Origin of the sequence: Streptomyces sp. NPDC088746 (genome assembly GCF_044751065.1) — a bacterium.
Classification (GTDB): Bacteria; Actinomycetota; Actinomycetes; order Streptomycetales; family Streptomycetaceae; genus Streptomyces.
This window is the reverse complement of the sequence record NZ_JBIVLA010000009.1, coordinates 86312-102577: the sequence shown is the minus strand read 5'-3', so window position 1 is coordinate 102577 and position 16266 is coordinate 86312. Positions and strand designations below refer to the sequence as shown.

Below are 16266 nucleotides of genomic sequence, written 5' to 3'. Positions count from 1 at the left end.
GTCAGCCTACCTCGCGCTCCCCCGCGACCACCTCAGGGGGCGAGGTCGGTACGCACCGCGGAAAGCATGAACACGACGGAGCGTTCACGCTCCGCCCAGACGGACGTGTCCAGTTCGACGGACTGGAGCAGCGCGCACGCGACCGTGTATCCGTTCTCGCCGAGCGCCGCGCCCAGCGCCTCCGCCTCGTCCCGGTTCGAGGCATGGGTGACGATGCGTTCCGGCCGGCGGTCCGCGACCGCCGTGACCACGGGCACCCCGCCGCCCCCGATCCGTACGACATCGGGTTCGGGCAGGCTTTCCAGGACGTGCGGGGCGGTGCCCATGACGACCTGGACGCCGACCTGGAACGCGCGGGCGGCGGCGGCCGTACGCGCGCAGGCGTCCGGATCGCTGTCCACGGCGAGCACAGCGGCGCCGAAGCGGGCCGCTTCCACGGCGAGTGCGCCGCTGCCGGAACCGATGTCCCAGACGAGATCGCCGGTGCGCGGTCCGAGGCGGGCGAGCTGGGCCGCTCGCAGCCCCGGGAACTCCCCTTCGCCGGTCTCCCCCGCGCCGCCGTACACCGCGGGCGGCAGGGCCCAGCCGCGGGGGCCCTCGGGGCGGCGGCCGGCGATCCAGGCACTGTTGGCGGTGGTCTCGGGACCGCCGCCGATGACGATGACGACATTGGGGTCGCGCCAGGTGTGGTCGGCCGTCTTGTCGGAGGTGAGGACGGTGACCCGCTCGCGTACGGTGCCGAGCTCCTCGCAGATCACGAAGGTGCGGTGGACGTTCTCGAGCAGCAGCGCGAGCTCGGCCGGGCCGGCTCCGGGCGATGTGAGTACGGCGACCTTGTGGTGGGCGCGGATGACGTTGACCGCGCGGCGCAGGGTCCGGGGGTGGGCGACGACGACCTGCGCGTCGTCCCACGGCATTCCGGCGCGGGCGAAGGCGGTGGCGACAGACGAGACGGCGGGGACGACCTCGACCTCCAGCCCGTGTTCGGGCTTGCGCAGGGTGCGTACGACGCCGAAGAAGCCGGGGTCGCCGTCGGCGAGGACCACGGCGCTCCCCCGGTGCCCGGCGATCCTGCGGGCGGCCAGGTCGACGCTGCCGAGGCGGATCCGTTCCGCGCGCCCCGGCACTTCGGGGAGCGCGAGGTGGTGCGCGGCGCCGGCGACGAGCGTGGCGGCCGAGAGCGCGGCTGTGGCCGCGCCGGTCAGTGGCGAGCCGTCCCAGCCGATCACCGTGACCCGGTCGGCCATCGTCGTCAGTCTCCTGGGGTGTGAGCAGGCGGGGTGTCTCCGCGGGATGCGCGGAGCAAGGGTGAGCGTATCCGGTCCGTACCAACACCCTGCCGGGGGCTCCCGCCCCGGGAGCCGGGGTCTTCCGTCCGGAACAGGCCCCAGGTCAGTTCCAGTCGTCGTACGTGCCGTAGCCGCCCGCGTCGGCCAGCTGCTCGGCGACGCCCTCCAGGTCCTCGGGCAGGAGTCCCCACACGATGAGGTCGGTCCTGATGTCGGCCCAGCCTCCGTCCTCGGTGGCGGTCCTGGCTATGCGGGCGTTCCGCAGGACGCCCTCGCTGATGCAGCCCAGCTTCTGGGCGACCTGCTGGGAGGCCGTGTTCCCGGCGGGGGTGCGCAGTTCGATCCGTTCGAAGCCCTGGTCGCGGAAGAGCCACTCGGCGAGGGCCAGCACGGACTCGGTGGCGTATCCCTCGCCGCGCGCCCAGGGGGCGGTGATGTAGCGGACCTCGGTTGCCAGGGTGCGCCGGTCGGTGTTGAGGAGGCGCACGGAGCCGACGAGGCGCTGGGTGAGGAACTCGGTGACGGCGAAGACGATGCCGTTGCCCTGGGAGCGTTCGGCCGGGGCGATCCTGCGGACCCAGCGTTCGGCGTCGACCTGGGTGTAGGGGTACGGGGCCTCGGTCCAGGCGGTGACGAGCTCGTCGTTCATCATCTCGATGTACGCCGGGACGTCCGCCATGTCGAAGGGGCGCAGCACCAACCTGTCCGTGCTGATGGAGATGGACGGGAAGGTGGTAGTCATGCGCAGCTCCATGCCGAAGACCGTGTAAAGCCACCAGCATGCAGCATCGGGGCGTGGATGTGCATGGCCGGGTCCGCACGGCGGAGCCCCGCACACCCTGGTGCGGGCGTGCGGGGCTCGTGGGGCAAGTGGTGCCTGGGTGTCAGGACTTGGCGGGCGCGCCGAAGGCGGGGACGATGGAGCCCTTGTAGGTGTCCTCGATGAACTTCTTGACCTCGTCGGAGTTCAGGAGCTTCGCGAGCTTCTGGACCCGGGGGTCGTCCTCGTTGCCGTCCTTGACCGCCAGGAAGTTGGCGTACGGGTTGCCGTCGGCCTTCTCCAGCACCAGGGAGTCCTGACCCGGCTTCAGGTCGGCCTCGATGGCGTAGTTGCCGTTGATGACGGCGGCGTCGACGTCGTCCAGGGCACGGGGCACGGTCGCGGCCTCGATCTCCTTGAACTCCAGGCCCTTCTTGTCCGTGATGTCGCTGAGCTTGGCGTTGGTGCCCACGCCGGCCTTGATGGTGATCAGCCCGTTCTCGGCGAGGAGCTGGAGCGCGCGGCCCTCGTTGGTGGTGTCGTTCGGGACGGCGACGGTCTGGCCGGCCTTGATGTCCTTCACGTCCTTGGCCTTCTTGGAGTAGAGGCCGAGGGGCTCCAGGTGGACGTCGACCACCGGGACGATGTGGGTCTTGTTCTTCTTGTTGAAGTCGTCCAGGTAGGGCTTGTGCTGGAAGAAGTTGGCGTCGACCTGGCCGTTCTCGGTGGCGGTGTTCGGCAGGACGTAGTCCGTGAACTCCTTGACCTCCAGCTTGAGACCGGCCTTGTCCGCCAGGTTCTTCTTGACGTAGTTCAGGATGTCGGCGTGCGGCGTCGGGGACGCGGCGACGACGAGGGCCTTGGAGGTGTCGGCGTCGGCACCGGTCTCGCCCTTGGCGGCCGGGTCGGAGTCCGTACCGCAGGCGCCGAGGCCGAGGGCGAGGGCGGCGGCTGCGGCGGCGGCAGCGGTGATCTTGATGTTCTTACGCACGAAGAGTGCCTCTTTCTGGTGGTGGTGCGCCCGGACAAGGAGTTCGGGCTTCAGGGGGGAGGAAAGTCAGGAGGAGGTGCGGCCCCGGCGGGCGAGCAGGCGTACGGCTCCGTCACCGATCAGCTGGACCACGGTCACGATGACGATCAGCAGCACGACGGTGATGAGCATGAACTGGTTGTCGAAGCGCTGGAATCCGTAGGTGACGGCCTTGGAACCGAGCCCTTCGCCGCCCACCGCTCCCGCCATCGCGGAATAGCCGATGAGCACGATCACGGTCGTGGTGACGCCCGAGACGAGCGAGGGCAGCGCCTGCGGCAGCAGGACCTTGCGGACGATCGTCGGGACGGACCCGCCCATCGACTGGACGGCCTCGACGAGCCCGTGGTCGACCTCGCGCACCGCCGTCTCGACGAGCCGCGCGAAGAAGGGGATGGCGCCGATGGCGAGCGGCACGATCATCGCGGACGGGCCGATGAAGGTGCCGACGACCCAGGTGGTGAAGGGGATCAGGGCAATCAGCAGGATGATGAACGGCAGCGAGCGGCCGATGTTCACGATCACGCCGATGACCTTGTTCACCACCGTGTTCTGGAGCAGTCCGCCCTTGTCGGTGAGGACGAGCAGAATGCCGAGCGGCAGTCCGCCGACGACGGTGACGAGCGTGGACCAGAGCACCATGTAGAGGGTGTCGATGGTTCCCTGCGAGAGCAGTGGCTGCATTTCGGACCAGGTCACTTCGCCACCTCCTTGGTGACAGCGGCGGGGATGCCGGTGGCGCCGGCGGGGCCGTCGTCCACGACCTCGGCCTGGAGGCCCTGCTCGCGCAGGAAGCCGATGGGCACGACGTTCTCCTCGAAGCGGCCGGGCAGCTCGATGCGCATGCGGCCGATCTGCTTGCCGCCGACGGTGTCCATCGCGGCACCGAGGATCGAGATGTCGATGTTGTACGTCCGGGAGAGCTGCGAGATCACCGGCTGGGCGGCGGCCTCGCCGTGGAAGGTGACGTCGACGACGGTGGAGCCGGGGCCGGAGGCGGTGCCCCCGACGGGGAACAGCTCGTGGGCCAGCTCGGAGCCGGGGGTGGACAGCAGCTCACCGACGGTGCCCGACTCGACGATGCGGCCCCGCTTCATCAGCGCGGCGGAGTCGCAGACGGTCTTGACGACGTCCATCTCGTGCGTGATGAGCAGGACGGTGAGGCCGAGCTCCTGGTTGAGGTCGCGCAGCAGCTGCAGGATGGAGCGGGTGGTCTCGGGGTCGAGCGCGGAGGTCGCCTCGTCGGAGAGGAGCACCTTCGGATCGCCCGCGAGGGCGCGGGCGATGCCGACGCGCTGCTTCTGGCCTCCGGACAGCTGACCGGGGTAGGCCTTCGCCTTGTCGGCGAGACCGACGAGGTCGAGGAGTTCGAGCGCCTTGCGGGTGCGTTCCTGTCCGGAGATCCCGAGGATCTCCAGGGGGAGCTCGACGTTGTCGCGGACGGTACGCGAGTCCAGCAGGTTGAAGTGCTGGAAGACCATGCCGATGCGGTTGCGCGCCCGGCGGAGCTCCTTGCCGGCGCGGCGGCCGCGGCCGGCGAGGGCGGTGAGGTCCTGTCCGGCGACCGTCACGGTGCCCGAGGTGGGGCGTTCGAGGAGGTTGACGCAGCGGATGAGGGAGGACTTGCCGGCGCCGCTCTGTCCGATGACGCCGTAGACCTCGCCTTCGCGGACGTGCAGGTCCACGCCGTCCAGGGCGGTGACCTCCCGGCCGCGTGACTGGTAGACCTTCGTGAGGCCCGAAGTGGTGATCACAGGGTTTCCGTCACTGTCGAGTGCACGGCGCGGTGTCCGCCGGGCACGGGGCATTCAGCTGGATGAGACTGTTCTCGGTGGTCGACCGGTGGGAGTCTCCGCATGGCCCGGCCGCGGCGGAGCCGCTGGGCGCGGGGCATGGGCGGGCCGGCTCGATCCGCTGGGTGCGGACGGCACGGGCGCGGTCTCGCTTCGGGGCGCGAGGCTCGGGCGGGGACCCTCAGAAGGCGCGCATTCGACACATACAACGAGCACCGGGCGTCGGGATCGCCTCGGTCGCAGGGCTGCGGTAGCTCGTCGTGGTCATGGCCCAAGTAAAACAGACGTAACGTTCCGGCGATCCCCCGTGTCCGTATAGCGGACGGCCGTGGATACGTGTCCCTTGTAGCCGGGAGCGTCGCACACACCGCCCTGACCTGGGGAAACGTGAGCAGCGCCACGTGCCGTACCGCCGGCGGCGCGATCATGCTGTGCGCACCCTGTGGCAAAGGCCACGCTTCCCCACGACCGCCCGTACCCGGTGGGCGTCCGGGCCCGCACGCGGCGGCCCGGCCCGTCCGTAATACCCTCACTTCATGCTCGACGCCCTGACGGTCGCGGTCGCCGTGACCGCGCTCGCCCTCGCCGCCTGGTGCGGATTCGCCGCCTACCGGGACCAGCCCACGAAGGACTGGCACTTCATCGGCATGGCCGTCGTGTCCGTGCTGGCGCTGGCGCAGCTGCTCGTGGGAATCGTGCAGCTGGCGCGCGGCGAGCGGCCCGACCAGGGCATGACGATCTTCATCGCCTATCTGATCGGCGCGTTCGCGGCCGTGCCCGCGGCGGGCTTCCTGTCGCTGTCGGAGCGGACCCGCTGGGGCTCGGTGACGGTGGCGGCCGGCGCGGTCGTGCTTGCCGTCCTCGAAGTACGGCTCTACGACATCTGGGGAAACTGACCTTGAGCGACACCGACCGCACGGGGAAGCCCGCGTCCCCGGCCCCGCAGCCGAACGCCCCGCAGCAGAAGCAGCAGTTCGACCTCGGCACCGGGCCGGGGCGGGTACTGGTCTGGTTCTACGGGGTGTTCACCGTGGCCGCCGCGTCCCGCTCCGTCGTCGAGATGATCCTGGACTTCGGCAAGGCGCCGCTCGCGTACGTCCTCTCGGCGGTCGCCGCCGTCGTGTACGGCTTCATCACGTACTCGCTGGTGCGGGGTGGGGAGAAGGCACGCAGGGCGGCGCTGGTGTGCTGCGCCGCCGAGCTCGCCGGTGTGCTGGTCGTCGGCACCTGGACGCTCCTGGAGCCGTCCGCCTTCCCGGACAGCACGGTGTGGTCGGGATTCGGCATGGGCTACCTGCTCATCCCGGTGATCCTGCCGGTCACCGGGATGATCTGGCTGCGCCGCGCGCGTATCGCCTGAGGCGGGACGTACGGGAGCCGTCAGGCGCTTCGTTCAGGCACTGGTCACATAGGCGGGGGCGGTGGCGTCCTTCTCCAGCAGGACCATCCGGACGCCGTCGCCTCCGGTGGTGTTGCCCACCTGGGCATAGCCCGCCTTGCGGTAGAGCCGCAGGTTGCCTTCGCTGCGCTCCCCCGTGTGCAGCCGGAAGCGGGTGGCCGAACGCCCGTCGGCCAGGCCGGATTCCGCGGCCCGCAGGAGACGGGTGCCGAGGCCGTGGTTACGGAGCCGGGGGTGGACGCAGAGCTTGCCGATCCGGCCGGCGCCGTCGGCGTCGGTGAAGCCGCGTACCGAACCGACGACTTCGTCGCCGAGCCGGGCCACGAACACCAGGTCCGTGGCGAGTTCGTCCCGCACCGAGTCGAGCGTCTGGACGAGTGGGTCGATCCGGTAGTTGCCGTAGAGCTCCGCCTCGCTCTGGAAACAGAGGTACTGGAGTCTGAAGATCTGCTCGACGTCCTGTGCCGTCGCCGCCGAGATGGTCACGCTCATGCCCATGTGTGCATGCCTCCCGCTCACCTGTCCGCCGGTTGTCTACCGCTCCATTCCCCGCAGTTCAGGAGCTACAACCTCCGCCGCCAGCATTCTGCGCAGACATCCAAGGCATCGGGAACGCATCGGGCCCAAACTCCCCTGTGACATACCCAACTCCCCTGCGATTTCCCGGTACGTCGGATCGTGGGGAGCCAGCATCGCCTCGAGTAACCGTGGGCACCTGCCGGGCAGCCGGCCCACCGCTGTGCGCAGCGCACGGCGTTCGTCGGCTCCCACCGCGATCCGTTCGGGGCAGCCCGCCCAGTCGCCCGGGGGCTCGCCGGCGGTGTAGGCGCGCTCGCGCAGGATTCTGCGGCGGGCGACGCGCGCCTCGGCCCGCACGGCGGCGCGGACCCAGCGGGCGGGGTCGGCGGGCACGCCCGGTCCTGGCCGGCGTTCCAGCAGCTTCAGCCAGACCGACTGCTCCAGGTCCGCGGCCTCGACGCCGGCGGCCTGGGCCTCGGCCCCCGCCTCCGCGCGCACCAGCGCGTGCAGGGCGCGCACGAGGGCCCGCCCGCCGTCGCCCGGCGCCTCGGCCGGGGCCGCCGGAACATGATCAAGAAGTGTCATGCCCCGTCAACGCTCCCCGGGTGCGGCGGGTTGCCGCACCCGGGGAGCTCCACCCGACCGGGGCATGTGGGCCGGGCGGCTGACGCGCCCCGGCCCTCGTACTCAGCCCTCGGCGAAGTCGGCTGCCGCGAGCAGGGCGGTGTCCGGGTTGTCGGAGAAGATCCCGTCGATCCCCGTCTCGAAGTACGCCCGGAGAGCGCCGAACACGTCGCCGTACGCGTTCGGGTCGGTGCCGCGCCGGAACTCCGCCGGCAGGAACGTGTTCTCGTTGCGCAGCGTGTACGGGTGCAGGACCAGGCCCCGCGCGTGAGCGTCCGCCACCAGGGAGGTGGGGGACGTCAGCCGTCCTTGGCCGTCCTTGGGGATGACGAGGTCCAGCGTGGGGCCGATGCCCTGGGCGAAGGACGCGATCCACTTCAGCCCGGCCGGCTTCACCAGGTCGGCGACCGTACGGGGGTCGCCGGCCTCCATGAAGTCCCACGGCCGCTCCTTCGGGCCGGGCAGCAGGACGACACGGGGGGTGGCGACGAGCTTCGACAGCCGCTGCATCGAGCTGGGCTCGAAGGACTGGAGGATCAGCGACGAGTCCGCCCGGTGCCGGCCGTGGCGGCGCAGCAGCTTGGCGAGGGGCTCCTCCAGGCCGAGGCCGAGGCCCCTGAAGTAGGAGGGGTGCTTGGTCTCGACGTAGAGCCAGACGGGCTCGCCCCGCCTGCGGCCCTCCTTGTCCGCCCAGCGCAGGACCTCTTCGAAGGTGGGGATCTCCCAGCGGCCGTCGTACAGCGTGTTCTCCTGGCGGTTGCCGGGGATGCGCTCCTCGGCCCGGAGGGTCTTCAGCTCGGCGAGGGTGAAGTCCTCGGTGAACCAGCCGGTGAGAGCGACGCCGTCGACCCGCTTGGTGGTCCTGCGGCTCGCGAACTCGGGGTGCTCGGCGACGTCCGTGGTGCCGGTGATGTCGTTCTCGTGGCGGCAGACCAGGTGGCCGTCCTTGGTCGGCACGAGGTCCTGCTCGATGATGTGCGCGCCCATGTCCAGCGCGAGCTGGTAGGAGCCGAGGGTGTGCTCGGGGCGGTAGCCGCTGGCGCCGCGGTGGCCGATGACGGTGGGCACGGGCAGGTCCCGGTAGCCGCCTCTGCCCCCGCCCCGCCCGTCCGGGGCGCCACGCCCGGCGGCTTGGGCCGTTCCGGTGGCACCGAGGGCCGTCGCGCCGAGGACGGCCGCCCCCAGGAGTGTCCGCCGGCCGGGTCCGGTCTGCGCGCGCTCTGTCATGAAATGCTCCTCGCATGTGATGTCCGGCACCTTCGGGCGAGGCTTGATCGTAGGCAGCTACGCCATCGGTGGGGCGGACCGTGGACGAACATGGCGGAAACACACGTCAACACTGCGTATCCACTGGGTGAACCCGATGTGCGGAGAGGCAGTACCCGCGAGTATCGTCCTCACCTGCACAGACCCTCGCGAATTCCCGCCCCGGCCGCCCGGCCACGACACCGGAGGATGCGTTGTCCCGACTCACGGTCATCAAGGCAGTGCTCGGACCGATCCTGCGCCTGCTCTTCCGGCCACAGGTGGAGGGCGTCGAGAACATCCCGGGTGACGGCCCGGTGATCCTCGCGGGGAACCATCTGACGTTCATCGACTCGATGATCATGCCGATCTGCTGCGACCGGCCGGTCTTCTACATCGGCAAGGACGAGTACGTCACCGGCAAGGGCCTCAAGGGCCGGCTGATGGCCTGGTTCTTCACCGGCTGCGGCATGATCCCGGTGGACCGGGACGGCGGCCGCGGCGGCGTCGCGGCGCTGATGACGGGCCGCCGGGTGCTGGAGGAGGGCCACGCCTTCGCCATCTACCCCGAAGGCACCCGCTCCCCCGACGGCCGGCTCTACCGGGGCCGTACGGGTATCGCGAGGCTGACCCTGATGACCGGCGCGCCGGTCGTGCCGTTCGCCATGATCGGCACGGACAAGCTCCAGCCGGGCGGCTCGGGCCTGCCCCGCCCGGGCAAGGTCACGGTCCGCTTCGGTGAGCCGCTGGAGTTCTCGCGCTACGAGGGCATGGACCGCGACCGCTACGTCCTGCGGGCGGTGACGGACTCCGTCATGGCCGAGGTGATGCGCCTGTCCGGCCAGGAGTACGTCGACATGTACGCCACGAAGGCGAAGGCCGCCTGAGCCGGACGGGTGCTCCCCGGTGACCCCGCGCGACCGCGCCGGGTCACTCACTCGTCGGCGATGATCCCCTCTTCCAGCTTCTGGCCGCGCAGCAGGAACCACGCGGCGACCGCGGTCGCGAGCAGCACGACGGCACCGACCGCCGCCGACACCCGCAGCCCGTTGACGAAGGCCTCCTGAGCCGCCACGACGAGCTCGCTCCCCTGCTGTGCGGGGAGGTGCTCCGCCGTCTCCACGGCTCCGCCCAGCGACTCGTGTGCCGCCGTCTCGGCGGCGGCCGGGACGCCCTCCGGGGTACCGAAGCCCTTGTAGACGCCTGTGACGATGGACCCGAGCAGCGCGATGCCGAGGGCCGCCCCGAGCTCGTACGCCGTCTCGGACACCGCGGACGCCGATCCCGCCTGTTCCTTCGGGACGCTGGAGAGGATCACGTCGGAGGTGACGGTGAAGGCGAATCCCGCACCGACGCCCACCACCAGGAGCAGGACCCCGATCAGGGGATAGCCGGTCTCCTTGTGGATCACCGTGACCACGGCGAGCGACGCGCCGATGGCACCGAGTCCGACGGCGACCACGGAGCGCACGGAGTAACGGCGCGCCACCCTCCCCGCCAGCAGGCCGGCGGTCACCGCGCCGACGGCTGCGGGCAGTTCGGCGAGGCCTGCCTCCAGCGGGCCCCGCCCCTGGACGAGCTGCAGGAACTGGGAGAGGAAGAAGACGATCCCGGACAGGCCGAGGATGGTCAGCAGGTCCGCGAGGACCGCTCCGGAGAACCCCCGGTGGTGGAAGAGCCGCATGTCCAGCAGCGGGGCGGGGAGTTTCAGCTGACGGCGCACGAACCAGGTGAGTGCCAGCACGCCACCGAGGGCCGCCAGGACGTTCTCCCAGCTCACACCGTGTGCGGCGGCCTCCTTGACGGCGTACACGACGCCGATCATGCCGACCAGGGAGAGTCCCACACTGAGCAGGTCCCAGGGCCCCGGTGCCGGGTTCTTCGACTCGGGGATCATCCTGATGCCCACGACGACGAGGACGGCCATCACGGGCAGGTTGATCAGGAAGACCGAGCCCCACCAGAAGTGCTCCAGCAGGAGCCCGCCCACGACCGGCCCGACGGCGGCGCCCGCCGAGGCCATCGCGCCCCAGATACCGACGGCGAGGCTGCGTTCGCGCGGGTCGTGGAAGAGGTTGCGGATCAGGGCGAGCGTGGACGGCATCAGGGTGGCGCCCGCGACACCGAGCAGGGCCCGGGCCAGGATCATCATCTCGGGGCTGGACGCGTAGGCGTTCAGGACGGAGACCGCGCCGAAGGCGGCGGCGCCGGTCAGCAGCAGCTTCTTCCGGCCGATGCGGTCACCGAGGCTGCCCATGGAGACCAGGAGTCCGGCGATGACGAAGGAGTACACATCGCCGATCCACAGCAGCTGGGTGCCGGTCGGTTCGAGGTCCTCGCTGAGGAACGGTGTCGCCAGTCCGAGGACGGTGGCGTCGACGGCGACGAGCAGCACGGCCAGGACGAGGACGGTGAGGGCGATCCACCGGCCGGGATGACGCACGTCGCCCGTGACGCCTGCCCTCGAAAAGGTGCTGCTCATTTCTCCACGCTCCGGCGTGCTCCGCCCAGGAGCAACTCGACGATCATGTACGGGAAGTCCTGCGCGGCCACCCGGCCCGTCTGCACGGACCACGCGCAGCTCCCGATCAGGCCGTAGAGTGCCTCGGTCAGCCAGGCGGGTGTGAGGTCGATGCGGAACTCGCCGCGTTCCTGGCCGCGCCGGAAGAAGGCCGAGACCCTTGCGTCCAGACGGTTCCAGCCCTCGTTGACGTCGTCGCCCTCGAAGAGCTGGTTCTCGGTGACGAGGAACGACAGCAGCCCGGCGCTCGGCTCGACGGCCGCGATCAGCCGCCGGAGCCCGTCCTCGGCCGCGCCCTCGTCGAGCGCGGCGGAGTCCAGAGCCGCCTCGAACTCCCGGATCCCGAGGTCCTCCAGCGCTCCGACCAGGGCGTCCCGCCCGGCGAAGTGCCGGTGCAGGGTGGCGCGGCCGATGCCCGCGGCCCGGGCGACCTCGTCCATGGTCGCCGTGGACTTACGGGTCAGCAGGGCGGCGGCGCTCCGCAGGACCTGCTCGCGATCGAGAGTCATGAGACAACAGTAGCCCACATGAGACATCGATGTCCCATTCGCTCATCCCGTTCGAACGGAGCCGGAACCGGTCCACCGGTCCCGGGTGCTCCGGGGGCACCATGGCGCCATGAAGCCGCTGCTGCTGATCGACATCGACGGTCCGCTCAACCCCTATGCGGCGCTGTCCCGCCCCACGGTCCCGGAGGGCTATGCGCTCCATCGGATGCGGCCGACGGGGTGGAAGGCGGGAACCCCGCTGCCGGTCCTGCTCAGCCCCGTCCACGGCGACGAGCTGCTGGCCCTTGCCGACCGGTACGAACTCGTCTGGGCGACCACCTGGAAGGACGAGGCGAACGAGTGGGTCGGCCCGCGCATCGGGCTGCCCCCGCTGCCGTACATCGACTGGCCGGCGATGCACGCGGCCACGGCCGACGGGACGTACTGGAAGACGCGCTACGTCGTCGACTACGCGGACGGCAGGCCGTTCGCCTGGATCGACGACGAGATCTCCGGCCTCGACACGGACTGGGTCGCCGCGCACCACCCGGGGCGGGCCCTGCTGCGGCGGGTCGACCCCTGGGTGGGGCTGGTGCGGGCGGACTTCGAAGCGCTCGCCGACTGGGCGTGAAAGTGCTCCGGCCCGCGTGGACCGGCCGTTCAGCTCCAGGGCAGCGAGGCCCGGTGGCGCCAGTACGCCTCCGGCTCCTCCACCAGGGCGGCCAGCCGGTCCAGCCGGTCCGCGTCCAGGTCGAGCAGCGGGGCGTGCAGGTTCGCCGCCAGCTGGGTGACGGTGGCCGCGCCGGACAGGACGACTCCGGCCCACGGCTGGTGGAGCACCAGCGCCAGGGCGACGGCGTCCGCGTCCAGTCCGGCTTCGGTGCCGATCTCCCGGACGACGGCGGGCGCTTCGGTCCCGGCGAGCCGGCCGTTGGCCATGGCTTCCTTGACGATGACCGTGAGGCCCGCGTCGTGCGCCTCGGCGAGCGCCGCGCCGGCGGAGGTCTCCAGGGCGTTGTAGGTGGCCTGGACGGTGCGGAAGAGGGGTTCGCCGTCCACGGTCACGGCGAGGGCGGCCCGGATGGCGTCGCTCTGGCCGGGACCGCTCGTGGAGAGGCCGACCGTGGTGCCTCCGGCGGCCAGCTCGGCCAGACGCGCGTGCAGGTCCTTGTCGCCGAGCGCCGGGCTGTCGGCGGTCACCGAGTGGACCTGGTACAGGTCGAGCCGGTCGCCGAGCAGCCCGGCCGTCTCGGCGTGCTGACGTTCGAAGGCGGCGAGTGAGTGGTCCTTGACCTCGTGCGCCTCGGCGTCGACGCGCCAGTCGCCGGTGTAGGTGTAGCCCCATTTGCTGCCGATGACCACGTCCGTCGCGTCGGGGCGGGTGGTCAGCCACTCGGCGAGGAACTCCTCGGCGCGGCCGTAGGAGCGGGCGGCGTCGAAGTAGCGCACGCCCTGGGCGTAGGCCGCGTCCAGGAGTTCGTGGGTGTGGGCGCGCAGCGCGTCCACGCCGCGGTCGCCGGGCAGGTCGCGGTCGCGGTGCGGGGTGATGTAGCCGGGCCTTCCGACGGCGGCCAGGCCGAGCCCGATGTGAGAGGTCGGGGTGGTCGCTCGGTTCAGGCGGGCGAAGGGCATCGCGGGCTCCTCTGGGTCGGTTCCGAACGCCTTCCCGTCAACGTAGCCCGCGATGCCTGCGAATCATCCGCGCGCGGTCGCCCAGGCGTGCTGCGTCACCAGGTCGGCCTTCACCTCGGCCAGCTGGACGGCGACGGCCGAGGGGGCGGTCCCGCCGCGGCCGTCGCGGGAGGCCAGCGCGCCGGGCACGTTCAGGACGGTGCGCACCTCCGGGGTGAGGTGCTCGGAGATCTTCGCGAACTGCTCGTCCGTCAGCTCGTCGAGCTCGATGCCCTGCTGCTCGCACACCTTCACGCACTCACCCGCGACCTCGTGCGCCACCCGGAAGGGGACGCCCTGCTTGACCAGCCACTCGGCGATGTCCGTGGCGAGCGAGAAGCCGGCCGGGGCCAGCTCCTCCATGCGCTCCCGGTTGACGGTGAGCGTGGCCATCATGCCGGTGAAGGCGGGGAGCAGGACCTCGAGCTGGTCGCAGGAGTCGAAGACCGGCTCCTTGTCCTCCTGGAGGTCACGGTTGTACGCGAGCGGGAGCGCCTTCAGGGTCGCCATCAGGCCGGTCAGATTGCCGATGAGACGGCCGGACTTGCCTCGCGCCAGCTCGGCGATGTCCGGGTTCTTCTTCTGCGGCATGATCGAGGAGCCGGTGGAGAAGGCGTCGTGGAGGGTGACGAAGGAGAACTCCTTCGTGTTCCAGATGATGATCTCCTCGGCGATGCGGGAGAGGTTGACGCCGATCATCGCGGTGACGAAGGCGAACTCGGCGACGAAGTCCCGCGAGGCGGTGCCGTCGATGGAGTTGCCCACCGACCCGCGCTCGAAGCCGAGGTCCGCCGCGACCGCCTCCGGGTCGAGCCCGAGGGACGACCCGGCCAGCGCGCCGGAGCCGTACGGCGACACCGCGGTCCGCTCGTCCCACTGCCGCAGCCGCTCCGCGTCCCGGGACAGGGACTGCGCGTGCGCCAGGACGTGGTGGGCGAAGAGGACGGGCTGCGCGTGCTGGAGGTGCGTACGGCCGGGCATGGCCACGTCCGGGTGCGCCTCGGCCAGTTGGACCAGGGCGTCCTGGAATTCGGCGACCAGTCCGCCGATGATCCGGGCGTGGTCACGCAGGTACATGCGGAAGAGCGTGGCCACCTGGTCGTTACGGGACCGGCCGGCGCGCAGCTTCCCGCCGAGGTCCGGACCGAGGCGCTCCAGGAGTCCCCGCTCCAGCGCGGTGTGGACGTCCTCGTCGGCGATGGTGCCGGTGAACGACCCGTCGGCGACCGCGGCCTCGAGCGAGTCCAGGCCCTCGGCCATGCGGGCCAGCTCGTCGTCGGTGAGGAGCCCCGCCTTGTTCAGCACGCGGGCGTGGGCGCGGGAGCCCGCGATGTCGTACGGCGCGAGCCGCCAGTCGAAGTGGACGGAGGCGGACAGCTTGGCCAGCGCCTCGGCGGGGCCGTCGGCGAAACGGCCGCCCCAGAGGCGTACGTCGCTGTTGCCGGTGCCGTTGCTCACTGCGTGCTCCTCGGAAGTGCAAGGGGTGTGCGTCCGCCTCATGGCGCGCGATCACGAATGGCATAACTATGCAATGGTCCGTATGTTTTGTCAAAGCTGCTGGTCAGGGTTCCGAAATTGGCTGGGCTCACACCACGGCCGCCCCGTACGATCGGCCTCCATCGCGCCTCCCCGATGATCGGACAGGGCGCCCTTCCTGGGGGGCAGGATGAGCGACGGATACGGGGCCGCCGGGCGGATGGCCCTCGGCGCGCCGGTGCACGAGACGATCGACACCAACTCTCCGGCGGCCTGGGTCGCTCTGGATACCGAGGTCCGGGAGCTGGCACCGCATGCCGCGAGCCGGCTGCCGACGTGCCAGGAGCTCCGGGGCCTTCCGGCCGGGGAGCCCACTCCGGCCGAGGAGACCCGGATCGCCCTGGCCCTGTGCCACCCCGACGGAAGGGTCCGTGGAGCAGCCCTGGAGCCGGCGTCCGGAGCAGCCGGCCTGCGTCCGCTGCTGGTGGTGCGCTGCGCCGACTGGGCCGCGCCGGTGCGCCTGAGGGCCCGGGAGCTGCTCGCCGATGTCTCCGGACGGCGACTGGTGCCCCTGGCCGGGCTCATCCTGCTTCTGGCCCGGCGCGAGCGGGGCGTTTTCGCTGGGGACCTGCTGGACCGCGCACTGCGCGACGGGCCTGCGGCGGACGTCGAGTCCTTGCTGACGAGCGAGGTCCGTGCGGTACGCCGGCTCGGCTACCGCATCGCCGTCGACCGGCGCCTGCTGACCGCGGCCGAGCTCGCCCGCACCGCAGCCGCCGCGTCAGGCGACACACGCGTGCAGACGCTCTGCGCGGAGGCGGCACTCGCCGCCATGGGCGAGGACGACCACAGGGACGTGGTGGATCCTCTGCTGGCCGCCCGCTCGCCCCAGGTCCGTTCCACCGGTGTGACCGCGCTGCGGCGCGCCGGACGGCACAGCGAGGCGGCCGCGTTCCTCGCCGACCGGGCGGGCGTGGTGAGGGCCTGCGCCCGGTACGTGCTGCGGCAGGCGGGCTCCGACCCCCTCCCCCTGTACCGGTCGTTGTGCGCCGACCCCGCGAGGCAACCGGCGGCAGCCGCGGGGCTCGGTGAGTGCGGATCGGGTGCGGACGCCGAAGTGCTGTGGGCCCTGACGACTCATCCCGTACCCGCCGTACGCGCGCACGCCGTTTCGGGCCTGTGCGCGCTCGACGCCGTACGCCCTGAACGCATGCGTCCGCTGATCGACGATCAGGCCGCCCCCGTTGTCCGCGCCGCCGGCCGGGCTCTGCGGCCGTACGCCACGGGGCTGCCGTCGGACTGGCTGCTGGCGCGGCTTTCACCGGAGCTTCCCGCCCCCACACGTCTGGCGGCACGGCGGCTCATGGACGTCCGGAACCGCGCCCAGGCCCGGGGCCTGCCCGTCGTCAGGTGAAATTCCCGGCGGGCGGCCGACGGGCGGCACAAGAATG

The 16266-nt window shown here is 71.3% G+C and carries 17 protein-coding genes; 5 read left to right on the top strand and 12 right to left on the bottom strand.

Features of this window, described 5'->3' with window-relative positions; translation table 11 throughout:
- Positions 1-32: 32 nt before the first annotated feature.
- From cbiE to ACIP63_RS31930, 5 genes are all read right to left on the bottom strand, one after another.
- Positions 33-1247, bottom strand: coding sequence for a precorrin-6y C5,15-methyltransferase (decarboxylating) subunit CbiE (gene cbiE / locus ACIP63_RS31950; protein ID WP_401522729.1), 1215 nt, complete (start codon positions 1245-1247; stop codon positions 33-35).
- A 145-nt stretch (positions 1248-1392) separates the two neighbouring features.
- Entirely contained in the window at positions 1393-2031 is a 639-nt protein-coding gene (locus ACIP63_RS31945) for a GNAT family N-acetyltransferase (RefSeq protein WP_104790349.1), read from the bottom strand.
- Positions 2032-2173: 142 nt separating this feature from the next.
- Positions 2174-3040 carry a MetQ/NlpA family ABC transporter substrate-binding protein gene (locus ACIP63_RS31940; RefSeq protein ID WP_401522726.1) on the bottom strand — a complete coding sequence of 289 codons (867 nt, stop codon included), beginning with the start codon at positions 3038-3040 and terminating at the stop codon, positions 2174-2176.
- A gap of 66 nt (positions 3041-3106) precedes the next feature.
- Positions 3107-3778 carry a methionine ABC transporter permease gene (locus tag ACIP63_RS31935; protein ID WP_104790347.1) on the bottom strand — a complete coding sequence of 224 codons (672 nt, stop codon included), beginning with the start codon at positions 3776-3778 and terminating at the stop codon, positions 3107-3109.
- Positions 3775-4833 carry a methionine ABC transporter ATP-binding protein gene (locus ACIP63_RS31930; protein ID WP_401522724.1) on the bottom strand — a complete coding sequence of 353 codons (1059 nt, stop codon included), beginning with the start codon at positions 4831-4833 and terminating at the stop codon, positions 3775-3777. Before ACIP63_RS31930 ends, ACIP63_RS31935 begins: the two co-directional genes overlap by 4 nt.
- A 575-nt stretch (positions 4834-5408) precedes the next feature.
- Between ACIP63_RS31930 and ACIP63_RS31925 the strand changes: the two genes are divergently transcribed.
- Together ACIP63_RS31925 and ACIP63_RS31920 are read left to right on the top strand one after the other, a co-directional pair.
- Positions 5409-5768: a hypothetical protein gene (locus ACIP63_RS31925; protein WP_103516013.1), complete on the top strand. Its 360-nt coding sequence runs from the start codon at positions 5409-5411 to the stop codon at positions 5766-5768.
- Positions 5769-5770: 2 nt separating this feature from the next.
- Positions 5771-6232 carry a hypothetical protein gene (locus tag ACIP63_RS31920; protein WP_401522721.1) on the top strand — a complete coding sequence of 154 codons (462 nt, stop codon included), beginning with the start codon at positions 5771-5773 and terminating at the stop codon, positions 6230-6232.
- Positions 6233-6265: 33 nt separating this feature from the next.
- On the opposite strand, the gene ACIP63_RS31915 is transcribed toward ACIP63_RS31920, so the two are convergent.
- The 3 genes from ACIP63_RS31915 to ACIP63_RS31905 all read right to left on the bottom strand — a co-directional run bounded on the left by ACIP63_RS31915 (position 6266) and on the right by ACIP63_RS31905 (position 8641).
- Entirely contained in the window at positions 6266-6769 is a 504-nt protein-coding gene (locus ACIP63_RS31915; RefSeq protein ID WP_401522718.1) for a GNAT family N-acetyltransferase, read from the bottom strand.
- A 36-nt stretch (positions 6770-6805) separates the two neighbouring features.
- Positions 6806-7375, bottom strand: coding sequence for a sigma-70 family RNA polymerase sigma factor (locus ACIP63_RS31910; RefSeq protein WP_401522715.1), 570 nt, complete (start codon positions 7373-7375; stop codon positions 6806-6808).
- A gap of 102 nt (positions 7376-7477) precedes the next feature.
- A complete protein-coding gene (locus ACIP63_RS31905; protein WP_401522713.1) occupies positions 7478-8641 on the bottom strand; it encodes a glycerophosphodiester phosphodiesterase in 1164 nt (387 codons plus the stop codon).
- A gap of 233 nt (positions 8642-8874) precedes the next feature.
- Between ACIP63_RS31905 and ACIP63_RS31900 the strand changes: the two genes are divergently transcribed.
- Positions 8875-9546, top strand: coding sequence for a lysophospholipid acyltransferase family protein (locus ACIP63_RS31900; protein ID WP_401522711.1), 672 nt, complete (start codon positions 8875-8877; stop codon positions 9544-9546).
- Positions 9547-9593: 47 nt separating this feature from the next.
- Here the strand turns inward: ACIP63_RS31900 and ACIP63_RS31895 are convergent, their stop codons facing one another.
- Positions 9594-11141 (bottom strand): MFS transporter, encoded by a 1548-nt coding sequence (locus ACIP63_RS31895; RefSeq protein ID WP_401522708.1) that lies wholly within the window; start codon positions 11139-11141, stop codon positions 9594-9596.
- Entirely contained in the window at positions 11138-11689 is a 552-nt protein-coding gene (locus tag ACIP63_RS31890) for a TetR/AcrR family transcriptional regulator (protein WP_401522705.1), read from the bottom strand. Before ACIP63_RS31890 ends, ACIP63_RS31895 begins: the two co-directional genes overlap by 4 nt.
- 109 nt (positions 11690-11798) lie before the next feature.
- Here ACIP63_RS31890 and ACIP63_RS31885 point away from each other — a divergent pair, with 109 nt between their 5' ends.
- The gene (locus ACIP63_RS31885) at positions 11799-12299 is read left to right on the top strand and encodes a hypothetical protein (RefSeq protein WP_401522702.1); all 501 of its coding nucleotides are present in this window, start codon (positions 11799-11801) and stop codon (positions 12297-12299) included.
- 29 nt (positions 12300-12328) lie between these two features.
- Here ACIP63_RS31885 and ACIP63_RS31880 read toward each other — a convergent pair whose 3' ends face one another.
- Both ACIP63_RS31880 and argH read right to left on the bottom strand, forming a co-directional pair.
- The gene (locus tag ACIP63_RS31880) at positions 12329-13300 is read right to left on the bottom strand and encodes an aldo/keto reductase (protein WP_401522698.1); all 972 of its coding nucleotides are present in this window, start codon (positions 13298-13300) and stop codon (positions 12329-12331) included.
- A 63-nt stretch (positions 13301-13363) separates the two neighbouring features.
- A complete protein-coding gene (argH, locus tag ACIP63_RS31875) occupies positions 13364-14797 on the bottom strand; it encodes an argininosuccinate lyase (protein ID WP_401522695.1) in 1434 nt (477 codons plus the stop codon).
- Between the two features lie 208 nt (positions 14798-15005).
- On the opposite strand from argH, the gene ACIP63_RS31870 reads away from it, so the two are divergent.
- Positions 15006-16229, top strand: a complete 1224-nt coding sequence (locus ACIP63_RS31870) for a hypothetical protein (protein ID WP_401522692.1) — start codon at positions 15006-15008, stop codon at positions 16227-16229.
- The last annotated feature ends 37 nt before the right edge of the window (positions 16230-16266 follow it).